Source organism: Caballeronia mineralivorans PML1(12), from assembly GCF_001028175.1.
GTDB classification, from domain to species: Bacteria; Pseudomonadota; Gammaproteobacteria; order Burkholderiales; family Burkholderiaceae; genus Caballeronia; species Caballeronia mineralivorans.
On sequence record NZ_AEJF01000134.1, the window covers coordinates 1 to 16,074 of the forward strand.

Here is a 16,074-nt window from a genome sequence, read left to right on the forward strand (position 1 = left end):
TGGCGCGCGTGGCTGCGGCCTGGCGCGATGAGCGCGCCGATCATCGTGCTGCTGCTGGTGATGCTCGTGTATCCCGTCGGGCAGTTGCTGCTGTTAAGCGTGCACAACAACAGCGGCTTCACGCTTGTCGAATACAAGCGGCTGTTTGCATCGTCGGTCTATGTGGATGTGTTGTTGATCACGCTGAAGGTATCTTTGTGGACGACCTTCTTCTCCGTGCTCACCGGTTATCCGATTGCGTACCTGATTTCTTCGCTGACGCGTGAACGCAAGAACCGCCTACTGTTCTGGGTGCTGCTCTCCTTCTGGACCAGCTTTCTAGTGCGTACCTTTGCGTGGGTCGTGCTGCTCGGGCGCAACGGCGTGATCAATCAGGTGTTGCTTGGACTCGGGATCATCGACCGCCCGTTGAGTCTGCTTTATAACTTTTCCGCCGTGATCGTCGGCATGGTTCACGCACTGATGCCGCTCGCGGTGCTGACCATGCTCTCGGTGATGGAGAACATCGATCGCCGCTTGCCGAGCGCCGCCGCCACGCTCGGCGCGCGTCCCGGCACGGTGTTCTGGAAGGTCTACTTTCCGCTGTCGCTGCCGGGTGTGGCAGCCGGCGCGTTGATGGTGTTCGTCACGGCCATCGGCTTTTTCATTACGCCCACGCTGCTCGGCGGACGGCATCAGACCATGATCACGCAACTGATCATCGACCAGGTGATGCAAGCGCTGAACTGGGGTTTCGCGGGGGCAATCTCTGTGCTGTTGCTGACGGTCGTGCTACTCGTGTTCCTGATCTATGACCGCATGGTCGGACTCTCGACAATGGCCGGCGGCAGCTCCGCGGCACGTGGTCCGAAGCAAGGCGGCCGATGGAGCCGCAAGCTCGGCGATGTGATCCTAACCACGCTAGGCAATGCAACCGACGCCGTGATCGGACTCTTCCCCAAACGTCGCAAACGCGCCGCCAACGGTGAAAGCCTGACCTTACGCGTAGTCGTGATCCTGCTGCTCGTGTTCCTGAGCGCACCCGCGTTCCTGATGATCCCGCTCTCCTTCGATTCCGCGTCCGGCCTCGCGTGGCCGCCGCGTGGTTTCTCGTTGCAGTGGTATCGGCAGATCGCGGATTCACCCTTGTGGATGCAGGCCATCACGCGCTCCATGCTCGTGGGTATCGGCACCGGTTTTCTCTCGATGCTGATCGGCACGCCCGCCGCGTTCCTGCTCGTGCGCGGCGGCATGAAGGGCAAGGCGGCCATGCTCGCGTTCATACTCGCGCCGATCGTCGTACCGCGCATGATCATTGCGGTCGGCGTGTTCTATTTCTTCGCGAAGATCGGCTTGATCGGATCGTCGTTCGGTCTCGTGTTGGGACATACCGTCGTAGCCGTGCCTTACGTCGTCATCACCATGATGGCCGTGCTGCGCAATTACGACACGCGTCTCGATCTCGCTGCGCACAGCATGGGCGCGCGCCCGTGGGCCACGCTGCGCCGCGTCACGTTCCCAATTCTCAGCGCCGGTTTGATGTCGTCGTTCCTGTTCGCTTTCGCCACGTCCTTCGATGAACTCACTATCGCCCTGTTTTCGTCGGGCGGTTTGAGCACGACCTTGCCCAAGCAGTTCTGGGACGAAATCACGATGCAGATTTCCCCGGTCATTGCCGCTGTTTCAACGTGCCTGTTTGCCTTTATAGCAATCTTGATCTGGGTGGCGGACCGGTTGCGCCGACGCAGCCTCGCTTCCTGAATAACCTTGTTTTCTAGGACTTTCTCATGCTTTCAGCTCAACAACTGCGTGGCGTTTTGCCGGCCATTCCGACTCCCGTCAATCCCGACGACACGATCAACGCGGACGCCGCCCGCGCACTCATGCGCTATCTGCTGAAACAAGGCGTCGACGGCGTCGTGCCGCTGGGCGGCACCGGCGAATACGGCGCTCTCTCGCGCGTCGAGCGCATTCGCATGGCGGAGATTACGGCGAAGGAAGCGGCCGGAAAAATCCCCGTGGTGGCGGGCGTGCTGGACCCCGGCTATCACGACGCGATGCAGGCCGGCAAGGATTTCGCTGCGGCGGGCGCCGATGGTCTGCTTGTCTTGACGCCCTACTACACGAACCCGACGCAAGGTGGCATACGCGATTACTTCATGCGTTACGCCGATGAATCGCCGCTGCCGATCCTCATCTATGAAATCCCTTACCGCACGCGTATCGCGATCGCGCCCGAGGTACTGCACGAGTTGTCGAAGCACGAGCGGATCATCGGGATGAAGGCGTGCAACACGGACATGTGGCATTTCCTGCGCACCGTTGCAGGCGTGGACGAATCGTTCGCCGTGCTGAGCGGTGAGGACACGCTGTTTCCGCTGCATGTGGCGGCCGGTGCGCGGGGTGGCATTGTGGTGACGGCGACGTTGTTGCCGACGGCGTGGAGAAAGATTTATGAGCTGGCTTCGCAGGGGAAGACGCAAGAAGCGCTTACGTTGCATCGCTCGCTGATTCCGCTGATGAACATGGCGTTCGCCGAGACCAATCCCGGTCCGATGAAGTCCGTGATGGATCTGATCGATGTCCACGCGCCGGACATGCTTGCGCCGCTGGTTCAGGCAGACCCCGGGTTGTCGGCGAGCTTGCGAGTCGAACTGGAAAAACAGCTCGCCTTGTTCGAACGAGGTCTTTGAAGCTTCGCTAAAGGCTCAACGCTTATAACCCGACAGCCGCGCCTTCGAGATCGAAGTCGCAGCAACCTGCACATGCTGTGCGAGTTCAGCTTCCACCCGCTCGATCGACCAACGCGAAGTGGGCACCGAGATGTTGATCGCGGCAACGGCCATGCCGCCATGATCCGTGACCGGCGCGGCGACGGAAATATCGCCAAGCACGGTTTCATTCTCGATCACCGCGTAACCACGCCGCGCGACTTTGCGTACGCGTTCGAGCAGTTTGTCGGGATGGGTTTCGGTGTAGTGCGTAAGTGGGTCGAGGCGGGTCGACGCAAGAATTTCGCGCACACGTTCGTCGGAAAGACGCGACAGGATGGCGATGCCCGCGGCGGTGAACATGGCCGGCAAACGCGCGCCGACCACAATGTCGATGTTCACCAGATGCTGCCCCGGAAAGCGCGCGACAAACACGATTTCGTGGCCGTCGAGTTCCAGGAGGTTGGTGGTTTCACCAAGACGGCGGCTGATGTCAAGCAGATACGGCGAGGCTTTATCGATGAGTTCGTTGGCCCGTACATAGTTGTACGAGAACTGCAGCACCTTCGTCGTCAGGCCATAGTTGCGCGTTTCCGGCACACGGTAGAGGTAGCCAAGCACTTCGAGCGTATGGACAAGACGTTGCGTCGCGCTGCGGTCGAGTCCAGACGCGCGGGCAATATCGACGAGAGTCATGTGGCGGCTCGGACCGTCGAAGGCGTGCAGCACCTGGAAAGCCTTTTCAGTCGATCCGACGAACAGCGACGAGCGCTCAAGAGCTTTCTCGTCGGGCTTTTGCGGCGTGCCAGCGGCGCTTTTGGACATGCTTGTGGGCGTTGGAAGTATCGGATTGTGATTATCTCAATTGTAGTGCAATCGAATCACGGGTTTGTGGCCGATTGTAAATCGTGGAGCATTGATGCTTTCCTCTGTCGCTGAATACCGGATCGCCGCACAACGGCGCTTGCCGCGACTTGCCTTCGATTATCTCGACGGCGGTGCCGAAGACGGCGATGCCTTGCAGCGTAATAACGATGCGTACCGGCAGTGGCTTTTCAAACCGCGTGTGCTCACCGACGTGTCACGCTGTTCGAGCGTGACACAATTTTTCGGACGCGATGCAGCCGCACCCATGATCGTCGGACCGACGGGTCTGAACGGCCTCTTCTGGCCGCGGGCCGATGAACTGCTCGCACAAGCCGCGAGCCGCGCAGCCTTGCCGTTCGTGTTGTCGACGGCATCGACTTCGCTGCTGGAAGATGTGCGCACCGCCGCGCCGCATGGCGATCTTTGGGTGCAGCTCTACGTGCAACAGGATCGCGGCATCGCAGAAGATCTGATGCGGCGCGCAAGCGCTGCGGGTTATTCAACGCTGGTTCTCACCGTCGATGTCCCCGTGCACGGCAAGCGCGATCACGACACGCGCAACGGTTTCCGCATGCCGTTGCGGCTGTCGCCCAGGCTTCTCGCCGATTGCGTGACGCATCCGCATTGGTGCTGGCAGATGACACGGTCTGGTTCTCCGCAATTGAAGAACATTGCGAAGAGCGTGGGCGAGCGTGCGGATTTATCCCGCCATGCCGCGATGCTGAGCCGGCAGATGGACCTGACACTGGGCTGGGCGGATCTGGAATGGGTACGACGGCACTGGAGCGGCAAAGTGATCGTCAAAGGGGTTATGGGTGTCGACGATGCGTTGCTGGCCGTCACGCACGGCGCGGACGGGATTGTTGTATCGAATCATGGCGGGCGGCAGTTGGGAAGCACGTTCGCGCCGCTGGAGGTGTTGCCGGGGATTGTCGAGGCAGTACGCGGACGGATGGAGATTTTTATCGATGGCGGCGTGCGGCGGGGAAGCGATGCGTTGAAGGCGGTTGCATTAGGCGCGCGTGGCGTATTGCTTGGGCGAGCACCGCTGTATGGTGTCGCATCGTGCGGCGGAGCCGGCGCCAGTGAAGTGCTCGCGCTGATGATGGACGAGATGCTGATTTCGATGCGCTTGTTGGGGTGCCAGGGGATTGCCGATGTGAGTCCGGCGTTTGTCGGGCACGCCGGACGCGCGGTTTAAACAATGCGATCCGCGAGCCGCTTATAATCCCGGCCGCCGGAGCGCGTTCGCACCGCCTCGAATTCATCACTATTGGAAGGAATCATGTCCACACTCCCCGCCTGCCCGCTATGCGCGATGGAAAATACCTACGCGGACGCCGACCGCATTATCTGCGCAGACTGCGGTCATGAGTGGTCGATGACGGAAGCCGCATCAGCCGATGACGACACGAACGCCGTGGTGAAAGACGCCAACGGCAACGTGCTGGCGAACGGCGACTCCGTGGTGCTGATCAAGGACCTGAAAGTGAAAGGCTCGTCGATCACGCTGAAGGTGGGGTCCAAGGTGAAGAGCATTCGCCTGGTTGGCGGCGACCACGAAGTCGACTGCAAGATGGACGCTGGAAACTTTATGCTGAAGGCCTGCTATTTGAAGAAGGTTTAACGGGCAACTGGCGTTCATGGAGCCATGGCACGGTCATGGCTCCTCAAACAAGAAACAGTTGCCCCCAGCATTCAACTTCACGCAATCGGATTGCCCTGGTCGTCCGTATCGAAGGTCTGCGACTGGAACGCGAAGAAAAATGCGCGCCACGTGTTGTCCGCATACGCGATCATGAGCGCCCCGTCCTGATACGTACCGTTATCCTTCTCGTACTGGCCGCTGTTGCCCTGGTTCATGTGGATGTCGTGTACGCCATTGCCGGGGACAAACTTGAAATACTGATCCGGCTTGTTTTCTTCAGGACCCCATCTCGATCCAAATGCGTAGACGATCGATCCTTCCATGGACATCGCCGCGACGACCGCGCTTTCCAGCTTGTCTTTCAGGTCGTTGGTCGTGCCGATTGCGTCGGCGGGAACGGGTGTCATCGCTTTGGTATCGACGAGGCCGCCGCGTACATAGTCAATTGAGAGACCGCCGGGCGTAGACGGCAGCTTGGTGAACCCCGGCGTCAGCGCGGCGAGGCCACGCGTCAATGCGTCTGGCAGCGTGTCCCGCTCTTCGAACAAGACCGTTGAAGGCGCGTGCGGCGCCGACGATTTCACGTTCGATGCAATTCGAAAGACCGTTGTTCCTGCGTGGACCAGGATCTGATAGTGGTCGTCATCGGCATTGCGAAGATGACCGGTCACGGTGCCCTTGAGCACCCCGTAATTCACTGCCATGCATCCTCCTCGTATTAAAGCCGGCAGCAACCGCTGCCCATGCGAAAAACAGGGTCCTGCACCCTACCCCTGCGAACGTGTCTTCTCGAACATTGCGCGCGCTGTCGCCGCGCCTGCCGTGCGGCCAAGATCGGGCGCGGCGAAGTGCGCGATCTGACGCGTAGCGAGATCGACGGTGACATAGTCGCTGGGCGACTTCTTCGAAATCGTGTCGGATGTTGCGTGATATTCGATACGAAGCTGCGCCTGCGTCACGACAACACGCAGATAACCGTAGTGGTTGTCGTCGTAACTTTCCAGGACGACCTGATCCGTCGTGCTGGTTGCCGCCTGGATGACCTGCGGCGCGCGCATCGTGGGGTCGCCGTGTTTCGCAAGCTTTGCCAGCCCGTGGCCGCCATTTCCGCACACCAGATAAGGAATATGCGTACCGTCCGCGCTGCGCGTGCGCGTGAAGCGTTGATAGTTGTGCGCGTGCCCCGACAAGAATGCATGCGGCCAGATCCCGTTGGCGCTGCAGACCTTGTCGATCTGCGCCAGCATCTCGACGCTCCAGCCATGAGCCGCAATGGTGTATGGCGGATGGTGATCGGCAATAAGCAGCGCGCCCTGATAGTTCTCCGCGCGGACCCGCTTGAGTGCCGCATCGAGGAATTGAAGCTGGCTCTTGCCTATATGCGAATCCGCGATCACGCCGGGATCTTCCAGCGTATTGCTGTACAGCACCAACACGCGGACGAACGGTGCTTCGAACGTGAAGAACACCCCTGGCTGGATCTGCGCCGTGCGCGACAAGTTACCCGCTTCCGGTGTCACCACGACTCGTTGCGAGCAGAAATTCCGCAGGTAAGCGTCCAGGCTCTTCGCGTGCGCTTCAGGCGACACCATGCCGTCGTGGTTGCCCGCGCAAGCCAGGATCGGCGCCGGATAGTCGCGATACGGTTCGTAGAACTGGTCGTAGTAGTACCTGCCCTCGCCGAAGTTGTAGACCACGTCGCCGAGCAGCAAGGCGAACTGCGGCACTTCGTTCGCGGCCGTCTCCAGGAAGTCGGCGGTCATCGTGTCCGCCACCTGGTTCTGGGACGCTGGACCCTTGGTGCTGCCGCAATCGCCCGTTGCGTGAAAGACGAGCTGGCCGCCCGCATTGATCCTGTTGATTGCGGTCACATTGCCGCCCATCACTTCGGCCAGCGTCAGGGTTGGCTCGACTCCGCCTCGCGGGGTGGGGAACGGCAATGGAAACAGCTTGTGTTCGGCATTGAGCTTGTCGATCTCCTTGTAGGCCGCGTCATCGGACGGATGGGGAACGCGGAATACGGTGGGATCGGGGGTTGCCTGCGGCTGCGAAAAAACCGGCTGGGCCAGCACGCGCGGCGCAAGCGGGTTTTTCTTGCTGGCAACATCTTGTGCAGATGTTTTGCTACCGCGCTTTGTTGGCGCGGTGGCGCGCCGCGTGGCTGACAGTTTTCGAGTGGCTTTCTCGCGACCACCCTTTGTACTCGACTTGGATTTCGCTGGCATTCATCCTCCTTGCAACCGATCGACGTGTGCGAAGCGACGCAGCCGTTGCGCCCGCCGCCGATCGGTTCGACAAACAGCCTGATAGGAAGTGCCGCCGAAACTGCGCACCTGTCGAATACCCGGTTCAATGTGCGTTTGCCATCAAGACGTCATGAAAAAAGTGCAGCGGCGGCGATCGTCCTTAGCGCCCTTTTGTCTTATGTACGCTCGCAGACACATTGCCTTTTGTGAGGGGTATGTAATGTCATTAACGCGACTCCTTGGTCACGTACAGTGCCCCGTTCGAGCACCGAAACCGTCTATCAGGTCCCGCGCCACCCATGAACACACCCTCCCTCTCCGACCACCATGTAAGCGACAGCTCCGATAGCCAACGGCTAGGCCGGGCATTCGCCGCAAGACTTGACATGACCATCAAGCGCTCCGGGCTTTCGTCCAGCCGCGTGGCGAAATCATTGGGTGTAACCGAGGGTGATGTCGCGCTATGGCGAGCCGGCATTACGCTGCCGCGAACCGCCGACTGCCGTCGCTTGTCGGAACTGTTGCACGTGGATGTGCTCTGGCTGAACGCCGGGTCGAAGCCGGCCAAAGAGGGCGAACGCAAGTCAGACGGAGTGAATGCAGCTGCCTAGCTTCGTTAACTAGCGGCGCGGCGTCACGCTCCCGTGTGCCGCGCCCGAACGTCGAGCGAACATGCACCTAGGCATTCACGCGCGCCGCCGTGTCGAAGAACTCGATCCAGCGCGTCAACAAGCCGTCCTTGACCGTGCAGATGTGAACCCACTCTGACTCGAACGGCTTACCAGTTTCGGTAAGCGTTACCCGGACAAATCCCAGAACGACAATATGCTCGTTCGCGTCGATGAACTCCCGCGGTTCGAACACCGTGATATCGCCATCCGCTGCGAGCTCTTTAAAGAAGCGCGCGACCTCCTGCCGGGTGTGACATTGCGTTGGGAAGGGTAACGAAGCCGGGCCTACTATCCGCCAGTCGACCGTCGGGGCGATGCACTCGAGGACACCCTCGATGTCGTTACGGCCGAACGCCTGGTAAGCACGCTTCACAACAGCCATGGGCGTATCCATGAATTCCTCCTTGGGGTGAAAGGGTGGTGCGGGACGGCCCCTCGGACGAATCGAGTTGTCGCGAAGGGCGTTGCTTGCGGCCGGACCGCCTGCATCAGGCAGCGCCGTCATGAGGGGACCCACGCATCCCCTCGACACGCCGTCCCACGTGAGACGGTTAGCCTTGCATGCTTTAGACGGTGTTATAGGTTGCGCATGGACATAAATCCAGGGTGTGGCAGGCGAATCGACCACGGCCATGGCAATAAATACTGAATCAAGGATGCCTAAGTATTAAGTAGCTTACTTTGAACATCGCTTGCTGAAGCAATATGACGATTCGATCGACAGCGGGTTCCAGATTTGTCAGCGCTGAACCCAATGCCGGAGCAAAGGCTTGGTAACCAACGCTAGGACGCGAGGCTCCAGCGCGATTTGCCCATTGCCTTGGCAACGTTCAGCGCCTTGTCGGCGGCATTGAGCGCCGTCAGCACGTCGGTGCCGTGATCGGGAATCAATGCCACGCCGATACTCGCACCCACATTGACCGAGATATGCGCCGTCAATGCAAACGATGCCGACATTTCGCTGATCAGGCGATCCGCGAATGCAGCCGCTTCCTCATGGTCGAGCGCGCTGACCGTGACGACAAATTCGTCACCGCCAATTCTAAACACCATGTCGTCCGGACCCTTCAATGCGTTGAGACGGCCACCGATCATCACGAGCAAGAGGTCCCCCGCCTCGTGTCCATACTGGTCGTTGACCGGCTTGAAGCCGTCCAGGTCAATGTAAAGAACCGCAGTTTTCACGGCGCTCTCCGACGCTGTTTTGTACCGCGTTTGCGACGCATGGATCAACCCTGCCCGATTCGGCAAGCTGGTCAGCGCGTCATGGCGCGCGCGATGGTCGTTCTCCCGTTCCGCTTTCATGGTCGAAACGAGCAGCCCGTTCAAGCGAAATGCAGCAATGCTCATTGCGACGAGATAAAACGGAATTTGAATAAGCGTAATGCTCAGAATGAGCTCCTTGGACATTGCCGCTGCAATACAGCAAGGGCCTAAGGACAACAAAATCATGATCGCCACCAGCCTGGGCGCGCCGAAATTTCTGAAGCAAATGCCTCCCACCATCGCGGCGGCCGACAAGCAGGAAAGCGTTGCGGCTATCCAGTCCGTGCTCAGGATGCTGATAAATGCACCGTAACCCACGCTTGCGCCCCAAAGGACCCCCAGCAGCAGGTAGACATCGGTGAAAGTCGGCTGTCCACGCCGGGCCGCCCGATGCGCCGCCACCAATAAGATCAGGCGCGTGCCGCACAGGACGACCTCAATCACCACCCAGGCGATAAACGCTGCAGTAGGTTCGCGAAGGGCGATCACAAGCGAAACAGCAATGGTATTGAGCACGCCCCCGGCGAAAATAGGCAGCGTGCCAAATAGACTCCCGATCAGCGCTACACGAATGTCATCGGGTACAGCTGGCCCGGAATAACATAACCAGGTCGTAAATCGCCAGCGGGGCAAGCTAAACGGCGCTATTTTCGTATCCATGGATTGTCTGATTCATGCGCGACGGCCTGGCCACCTTGGTGTCGCAATTTTTGCCTGCCATGGACTCAATCGGGTTTGTTGAAGATACGACTATCGGCCATGCCAATTGGTCTGCTAGTCGCGGCGTTGGCGCTTCTCCGGGAGCGCTAGCGGACAAATCGGTATTCTATGCCTGCTTAGATAGTCGTCGCTATTGCGCGCTTACCGAATGTTGGCGGTAAATCCGCTAAGGCAGGAGAAATCGGTGGGCTCGGGCGGCGGGCTCGGGCAGCGGGTTTAGTCAGATGACGCAAACCGGATGTTCGAACAATTGCTCGTTTGTCATAACGCTGACTCCGACTTGCGCTCTCAGGACAGATATGGAAGCTCACCGGCGCTGATTCGATAATCTTTATACTTCGCGTGGGCGCCGGGAAAACCACTCGACGCTGGGACCCAAGGCCACGCCATCCCGGCAAAGCGGTGTCAGCCGGATGCGGATTGCGTCGGAATGGCCGGGTTTCCCGGTGCTGTCGAACCGTAAGCTTCAGGCGTGTGCAACGGGCGTCTTGACTTGACCTGCGTTCGCTATTCTACTTACGCCCCTATTGGGGAATGTCTGCCGGAAGCGGCATTTGAGGAGAGCAATGCGCGGCCCAACAAAGAAGCAACTGACCTTAATCGAACTCGTCGACCAGGGCTTAAGCGTCGAGGAAATCGCGACGCGCACCGGGAAACTGGTGGCGTCGGTTCATAAGCAGTTGAACCGGGTTCGACGCAAAGTGCGTGAAGGGCACTTTGCGCCCGCCCCGCTTCCCATCGAACGTGCAGCGGCGACGCCGCGTGTCTATCTTGCTGGCTTCGACGTTTTCCGAAGCGACGCGCTAAGTCACGGCCAGCATCTGAAAGCGCTCTGTCAGGTCCGCGGAATGATCGGTCTGTATCCACTCGATAAAGAGGTTCCCGACGAACTCGAGCCACGCGTCAAAGCGCAGTGGATATGCCGCGCGAACATGGACGCGATTCGTTCCGCCGACGTCGTCATGGCCAACCTGAACGACTTTCGCGGACCTGGCGAGCCGGACAGCGGCACCGCGTTCGAAGTGGGTTTTGCCGCAGCGCTCGGTAAGCCGATTTGGGCTTACGTCGATGACGATCGCCCGCTCCTCGAGCGCGTATCGGTAAGCACGGACGGATCCGCTGCCTATTGTGCAAAGGGTTTTGCGGTCGAGGATTTCGGCTTGAACGTGAACCTCATGCTGGCGTGCAGCGCCCGCATTGTCGTAGGCGGTCCGCAAACCTGCCTGGACGCCATGATTGCGAGCATGCAGTTCTCTTGAATGGAATGCAGCCTCTCTTTATCGCTTTCACGTTTAGTCCCGTGCTAAGCGCGGACTATCGTCATGCCGGCGTCCTCTAGCGGCCTGGTTAGTGCAAGCTCGGTCGCCCGTTCAACGATGATCGTCTGAGCCAGCGTAACTTCGCCGATCACATACTGCGACGCGGCGTTGATCTTGTCGGACGATGCCAGCACCACCGTTTCCGCCGCGCGCGCCGCAAGGGCTCGCTTCACGAAAGCCTCCTCGAAATTCCCGGTGCTCAAGCCTGCCGTCGGATGCACGCCGGTCACGCCCATGAAATAGATATCGGCCTGGATATGCGACATCGCTTCCACAGCAGCGGCGCCGACCGTCACGATCGAATGCTTGAAAAGCCGGCCGCCGATGACAATCACCTCGATCGACGGATGATCGACCAGCCCGACGGCAACGCTCGGGCTATGTGTCACCACCGTCGCGGATAAATCGCGCGGAATCTGGCGGATGAGTTCGGCGGATGTCGTGCCGCCGTCGACAATAACAACTTGCCCCGTTTCGATCATCGCCGCCGCCGCTGCGGCGATCGCGCGTTTGGCGGATGACTCCAGCCCCCGCCGCTCGGCGAACGGCGCTACGGCCGTTGAAGCGGGTAGCGCGCCGCCGTGAACGCGCTGCAGCAAACCCTCGCCGGCCAGCTCGCGCAGGTCGCGCCGCACAGTGTCTTCCGATACCCCGAAGGTCTCGCTGAGTTGCTTGGCGAGCACTTGCCCGTCGCGCGCCAGTGTGTCGAGGATCGCTTTCTTTCGTTGAGAGGTCAGCATGGGGTTTGCACGAAATATCTTGATATTGCACGAAACCGCACGATACCATGACTCTTCCTTTTGCGCGACGTGGAGCTAAGAGATGGTTGCTACGAAAGACAGGGTTCGCATTATCGACACAACGCTTTTGTCCGAGGATTGGTACGTGCTGAAGAAGACGACCTTCGATTTTCTGCGTCGCGACGGCACGTGGCAGCGTCAAAGCCGCGAGACCTACGACCGGGGTAACGGGGCAACTATTCTGCTGTTCAATCGCGACCGGCGGACCGTCGTGCTGACCCGGCAGTTCAGGTTGCCGGCGTTCGTCAATGGCCATGACGGCATGATGATCGAGGCCGCCGGGGGGCTGCTCGACAACGCTTCGCCGGAAGAGCGGATCCGTGCCGAAGCTGAAGAGGAAACGGGGTATCGCGTGCAAAACGTGCAGAAGATTTTCGAAGCGTATATGAGCCCTGGTTCGGTCACGGAGAAGCTGCATTTTTTCATCGCCGAGTACGACGCGTCGGCGCGCGTGGGACATGGCGGCGGCCTGGAAGCAGAGGGCGAGGATCTTGAGGTGATTGAACTGACCTTCGACGATGCGTTGCATGCGCTGCGTCGCGGTGAAATTGTCGATGCGAAAACCATCATGCTGTTGCAGTTCGCGGCGTTGAACGGCGTGCTTGAAAGGAGCGTGTCGTGACAGCTCTATTGATACTCATCGCGGGGCCTTACCGCAGTGGCACTAATGGCGATGCCGCCTTGATTGCCAGAAATCTTCAACGGCTTGAAGAGGCCGCGTTGCACGTCTACCGGCTCGGGCATATGCCGATGATCGGCGAGTGGGTGGCGCTTCCTTTAGCGGCAGCGGCGGGCTCCAAAGCCGTGGGCGATACGGTAAGCGAAACGTTCTTATATCCAGTCGCGAATCGCCTGATCAGGCAATGCGACGCGATATTTCGCATCGACGGTGCGTCGCAAGGTGCCGATAACGATGTCCGGCTCGCCGAAGAACTAGGCTTACCGGTTTATAGAAGCCTTAGCGATATTCCGGAAGTTGAGGCGATGGCTAAAGCGTAACGCGGTCAAACGAGTCCGGCTAAGTTCGCCCGATAGAAAACGCGGCTAAGCTAAGGCACCTCACGCTTCGGTGAAGAGATCCATGTGCGCTCCTTTCTCCAAGGCAAGGAGCGCTTGCTTGCGGTCAATTCCGCCCGCGTAGCCGGTCAAGTCGCCCGTAGAGGCGATCACGCGATGGCATGGCACGATCAAGGACACAGGATTCTTTCCATTGGCGCTTCCCACCGCCCTGGCCGCACCGCTAGTCAATCCCATGCGTTGCGCCATTGCACCGTACGAGACCGTCACGCCATAAGGAATCTTCGATAACTCTTTCCAGACCAGCCGCTGAAATGCCGTTCCCCTAAGGTGCAGCGGGACCGTAAATACGCGTCGCTCGCCCGCGAAGAATTCGTCTAGTTGCGTTTGTGCCTGACGAGCAACCGGCGGCATGAATTGCTGAGCGGACGTAATAGACAGAGCCGGAAAATACTTCTGGCCGACGAAAAACAGGCCCGTCAATAAATCGTCTTCAACCCGCAAAACGATACCGCCTAAAGGACTGGCAATGCGGTAACCGGGTGTCATGAACAATGCTCCTCAGAGTGTCTCCAGATATGCAGCGTGGCATAGGCGCGCCAGGGTTCCCAACGCGTCGCATGCTGCCTTAGCGCCGACGGGCTGAGTTGATCGAGTTGGCGCTTCAACACAGCGTCGCCTTCCGGAAATGCATTCGGCCACGCGAGCGCACGCATGGCGATGGTTTGCACCGTCGACTCCCCAACGCCACGAATCCGGCGCAGCGCCGCCAAGGTGTCGTCGAGCGGTGCCATCGGCTCTAAAAGAAGGCGGCCGGATGCGACTTCTTTAGCAAGTTCGATAATCGCTTCCGTGCGAATTACTGTGATGCCAAGGTCCGACAGCGACGAAGCTGGTAACGCAGCCAAAACGTCGGCAGAGGGGAATGTGGTGGCGATGGCGTTGGGCGCATCGATAATTTTTGTACCGAATCGAGCCGCAATACATGCCAGGATCGATCGTGTTTTCGATGCCGAAATCTGCTGCCCCACTATTGCGCGCACCGCTATCTCAAAGCCATCGAACGCGCCGGGCACCCGCATTCCCGGCATATCCGCGGCAAGCTCTCCAAGCTGCGCATCGATCAGATCGGGCCGCGCGTTCAGGTCGAAGAGCCGGCTTACTCGCCCGAGCACCTGCCCGATGACGGGCGCGAGAACCATCGGCACGGTCACCTCGATTGCGTGCCGCTGCGGGACATGCTTCACGCTGAGCCACGCAGCCAGCTTGCGTTCGCCGCACGTCAATTCGACAGCGCGGCTGTAGACCTCGTCGTCGATAGCTTCAACCGAAGATATCGCGCGACGCGACAGGAACGCCAGGACGCCGGGCCATGAAAATGGCGGCCGGTATCCCAGCATGAAGCTCAGATGATCTGTGGCGCTAGCGCCGGATGCCTTCCTTAGACGGAGCGGATTCAGTCCGTAGCGCGTGACGAACAAATCGTTGAATCGCCTGACGCTGCCGAAACCCGCCGTCAGCGCAACGGCCGCGAGTGGAAGCGCTGTATCGGTCAGCAAGCGTTTTGCGAGCAGCAAGCGCTGGGTTTGCGCGAACTCGATCATTGAAACGCCGTACGCCGTGGCGAAGATGCGCCGAAGGTGCCGTTCCGTCACGCCCACCCGATTCGCCAGATCCGTGAGGCTTGCGTCGTTTAGAAAACCTTCCGTAATCAGCGTCGCCGCCGCGTGCGCCAGCCGGCTGGAAACGTCCAGCAAGCCATTGCCTGGAGCCAGCTCGGGACGGCAGCGCAGACACGGACGATACCCCGCCTTCTCAGCCGCCGCGGTGGTCGAAAAGTAGCTGCAGTTCTCACGCTTGGGCGGGCGCACCGGACACACGACGCGGCAATAGATTCCCGTGGAAGAAACGGCCACGTAAAACCACCCGTCGAATCGACGGTCCCGCGAAAGCAGGGTTCGATAACACATGTCTGGATCGAGGTTCATGTCCAGACTCTAAAGGAAAAACCCTCCGGATTCTGGCCATATTCGGACATGAGTATTCGTGCCTCGCTGCAGGCCTCAAGCACCTTCCGGCATCAAGCCCGCCGCCTTGGCGTTTTCCTCTAACGAAGCCTCAAAACAGGGATCACTAAGCCAGAAAACGCTCATCGATTCGCGGCAATATCAGAGCATCGAAACGGAGGTTGATCATGGTCTCGCTGCAATTGCTGCTCGTCTTTATCGGGGCCCTCGCGGTAGTTTATGCACTCCCCGGCCCGGATATGGCGCTCATCCTGCAGACAAGCTCAACGCGTGGGCTAAAGCACGGGCTCTCGACCGCCGCCGGCCTCGCGATTGCCCGCAGCCTGCACGTCACGTTGTCCGCGCTTGGCGTTGCAGCGTTGTTGCGCAGTGCCCCGTGGCTTTACGACGGCGTGCGTATTGCCGGAGCGCTGTATCTCGCCTATATCGCGATCCAGATTTTCCGCTCGCCGGCGTTCGGTCTCGACGACAACAACAATACGACCTCGAAGACACGCCCGACGCTGCGCGCAGCCATGTCGAAGGGCGTGCTGAGCAGTCTGCTCAACCCGAAGGCACTGCTGTTCTGTTCGGTCCTGCTACCGCAATTCGTGCATCCCGAGGCGGGTACGGTGTGGTCGCAAGTGGTGGAACTCGGTGTGGTGCTGGTTGTTATAGGCGCGGTTTTCGACACGACGCTCGCGTTTTCTGCCGTGCGTATTTCGGGCTGGCTGCGCAGTCATCCGCGCGCTCAGGTCGTGCAGCGCTGGACGTTCTCGGCGGCATTGCTGGCGTTCGCGTTGAGGCTCTCTATCGAGTAATAC

General features: G+C 59.7%; 17 protein-coding genes. 9 read left to right on the forward strand and 8 right to left on the reverse strand.

Annotation, left to right across the window (positions count from 1 at the left end):
- Positions 1–12: 12 nt before the first annotated feature.
- Together EOS_RS21515 and dapA are read left to right on the forward strand one after the other, a co-directional pair.
- Positions 13–1,740, forward strand: coding sequence for an ABC transporter permease subunit (locus tag EOS_RS21515; RefSeq protein WP_063779101.1), 1,728 nt, complete (start codon positions 13–15; stop codon positions 1,738–1,740).
- Between the two features lie 26 nt (positions 1,741–1,766).
- Positions 1,767–2,672, forward strand: coding sequence for a 4-hydroxy-tetrahydrodipicolinate synthase (dapA, locus tag EOS_RS21520; protein ID WP_047848729.1), 906 nt, complete (start codon positions 1,767–1,769; stop codon positions 2,670–2,672).
- A 15-nt stretch (positions 2,673–2,687) separates the two neighbouring features.
- Here dapA and EOS_RS21525 read toward each other — a convergent pair whose 3' ends face one another.
- Positions 2,688–3,515: an IclR family transcriptional regulator gene (locus EOS_RS21525; protein ID WP_047848730.1), complete on the reverse strand. Its 828-nt coding sequence runs from the start codon at positions 3,513–3,515 to the stop codon at positions 2,688–2,690.
- A gap of 94 nt (positions 3,516–3,609) precedes the next feature.
- Between EOS_RS21525 and EOS_RS21530 the strand changes: the two genes are divergently transcribed.
- Positions 3,610–4,758 (forward strand): alpha-hydroxy acid oxidase, encoded by a 1,149-nt coding sequence (locus tag EOS_RS21530; RefSeq protein WP_047848731.1) that lies wholly within the window; start codon positions 3,610–3,612, stop codon positions 4,756–4,758.
- An 84-nt stretch (positions 4,759–4,842) separates the two neighbouring features.
- Positions 4,843–5,184, forward strand: coding sequence for a zinc ribbon domain-containing protein YjdM (locus EOS_RS21535; RefSeq protein WP_047848732.1), 342 nt, complete (start codon positions 4,843–4,845; stop codon positions 5,182–5,184).
- A 77-nt stretch (positions 5,185–5,261) separates the two neighbouring features.
- On the opposite strand, the gene EOS_RS21540 is transcribed toward EOS_RS21535, so the two are convergent.
- Entirely contained in the window at positions 5,262–5,909 is a 648-nt protein-coding gene (locus EOS_RS21540) for a YukJ family protein (RefSeq protein WP_047848733.1), read from the reverse strand.
- A gap of 63 nt (positions 5,910–5,972) precedes the next feature.
- Complete coding sequence (locus tag EOS_RS21545; RefSeq protein ID WP_082163459.1) at positions 5,973–7,430, reverse strand: metallophosphoesterase family protein; 1,458 nt, start codon at positions 7,428–7,430, stop codon at positions 5,973–5,975.
- A gap of 320 nt (positions 7,431–7,750) precedes the next feature.
- Here EOS_RS21545 and EOS_RS43625 point away from each other — a divergent pair, with 320 nt between their 5' ends.
- Positions 7,751–8,062 carry an XRE family transcriptional regulator gene (locus EOS_RS43625; RefSeq protein WP_152693156.1) on the forward strand — a complete coding sequence of 104 codons (312 nt, stop codon included), beginning with the start codon at positions 7,751–7,753 and terminating at the stop codon, positions 8,060–8,062.
- A 67-nt stretch (positions 8,063–8,129) separates the two neighbouring features.
- Here EOS_RS43625 and EOS_RS21555 read toward each other — a convergent pair whose 3' ends face one another.
- Complete coding sequence (locus EOS_RS21555; protein WP_047848734.1) at positions 8,130–8,516, reverse strand: nuclear transport factor 2 family protein; 387 nt, start codon at positions 8,514–8,516, stop codon at positions 8,130–8,132.
- 389 nt (positions 8,517–8,905) lie between these two features.
- Positions 8,906–10,048, reverse strand: a complete 1,143-nt coding sequence (locus tag EOS_RS21560; RefSeq protein ID WP_047848735.1) for a GGDEF domain-containing protein — start codon at positions 10,046–10,048, stop codon at positions 8,906–8,908.
- Between the two features lie 626 nt (positions 10,049–10,674).
- On the opposite strand from EOS_RS21560, the gene EOS_RS21565 reads away from it, so the two are divergent.
- Positions 10,675–11,367 carry a nucleoside 2-deoxyribosyltransferase gene (locus EOS_RS21565; RefSeq protein WP_082163460.1) on the forward strand — a complete coding sequence of 231 codons (693 nt, stop codon included), beginning with the start codon at positions 10,675–10,677 and terminating at the stop codon, positions 11,365–11,367.
- Between the two features lie 44 nt (positions 11,368–11,411).
- On the opposite strand, the gene EOS_RS21570 is transcribed toward EOS_RS21565, so the two are convergent.
- On the reverse strand, positions 11,412–12,167 hold the full coding sequence (locus EOS_RS21570; protein ID WP_047848736.1) for a DeoR/GlpR family DNA-binding transcription regulator: 756 nt from the start codon (positions 12,165–12,167) through the stop codon (positions 11,412–11,414).
- A gap of 82 nt (positions 12,168–12,249) precedes the next feature.
- Here EOS_RS21570 and EOS_RS21575 point away from each other — a divergent pair, with 82 nt between their 5' ends.
- Both EOS_RS21575 and EOS_RS21580 read left to right on the forward strand, forming a co-directional pair.
- The gene (locus EOS_RS21575; RefSeq protein WP_047848737.1) at positions 12,250–12,849 is read left to right on the forward strand and encodes an NUDIX domain-containing protein; all 600 of its coding nucleotides are present in this window, start codon (positions 12,250–12,252) and stop codon (positions 12,847–12,849) included.
- Entirely contained in the window at positions 12,846–13,226 is a 381-nt protein-coding gene (locus EOS_RS21580) for an NUDIX hydrolase (RefSeq protein WP_047848738.1), read from the forward strand. The genes EOS_RS21575 and EOS_RS21580 overlap by 4 nt, the downstream gene beginning before the upstream one ends.
- A 60-nt stretch (positions 13,227–13,286) precedes the next feature.
- Here EOS_RS21580 and EOS_RS21585 read toward each other — a convergent pair whose 3' ends face one another.
- On the reverse strand, positions 13,287–13,793 hold the full coding sequence (locus EOS_RS21585; protein WP_047848739.1) for a methylated-DNA--[protein]-cysteine S-methyltransferase: 507 nt from the start codon (positions 13,791–13,793) through the stop codon (positions 13,287–13,289).
- Positions 13,790–15,232, reverse strand: coding sequence for a DNA-3-methyladenine glycosylase 2 family protein (locus EOS_RS21590; RefSeq protein WP_047848740.1), 1,443 nt, complete (start codon positions 15,230–15,232; stop codon positions 13,790–13,792). Before EOS_RS21590 ends, EOS_RS21585 begins: the two co-directional genes overlap by 4 nt.
- Positions 15,233–15,438: 206 nt before the next feature.
- On the opposite strand from EOS_RS21590, the gene EOS_RS21595 reads away from it, so the two are divergent.
- Entirely contained in the window at positions 15,439–16,071 is a 633-nt protein-coding gene (locus EOS_RS21595) for a LysE family translocator (RefSeq protein ID WP_047848741.1), read from the forward strand.
- Positions 16,072–16,074: the final 3 nt, after the last annotated feature.